Annotated in this window: 1 protein-coding gene; it reads left to right on the top strand. The window is 54.3% G+C overall.

The features are described from left to right. A partial coding sequence (locus AC27KT_RS19755) for an Ig-like domain-containing protein (RefSeq protein ID WP_487132781.1) occupies positions 1-714 on the top strand: 714 nt, incomplete at both ends.

Below are 714 nucleotides of genomic sequence, written 5' to 3'. Positions count from 1 at the left end.
CAACTATACCGCTACCAACAATGGTGATGGCACTTGGACACTGGCTGACAACGTAGTTGCTACGCTAGCAGAAGGCAGCTACCCAACTTCGGTAAGCGCGACAGACGCCGCGGGCAACACGGTCACCAACACAGGTACGGTAACAATTGATGTCACCGCACCTACGGTTGCAATAAACGACCTGACCACCAACGACACCACGCCAGAGCTTACCGGTACGGTGAACGACCCCAATGCGGTTGTGGTGGTAACGATTGACGGCAATGACTATACCGCTACCAATAACGGTGACGGTACATGGACACTGGCGGACAACGTAGTCGCCACACTCGCTGAAGGCAGCTACCCAACATCGGTAAGTGCAACAGACGCCGCGGGCAATACGGTGACCAACACAGGTACAGTGGTAATTGATACCACCGCGCCTACCGTTGCAATAAACGATCTTACCACCAACGACACCACGCCTGAGCTTACCGGTACGGTGAACGACCCGAACGCGGTTGTGGTGGTAACGATTGATGGCAACGACTATACCGCTACCAACAATGGTGACGGCACCTGGACGTTGGCTGATAACGTAGTCGCCACACTCGCTGAAGGCAGCTACCCAACATCAGTAAGTGCAACAGACGCCGCGGGCAACACGGTAACCAATACCGGTACTGTGGTAATTGATACCACCGCACCTACGGTAGCCATTAACGATCTTAC

It is taken from the genome of Alteromonas sp. 5NW40-0090, from assembly GCF_057552975.1.
The sequence above is the reverse complement of the archived record's forward strand: the minus strand, read 5'-3'. Positions and strand labels throughout refer to the sequence as shown.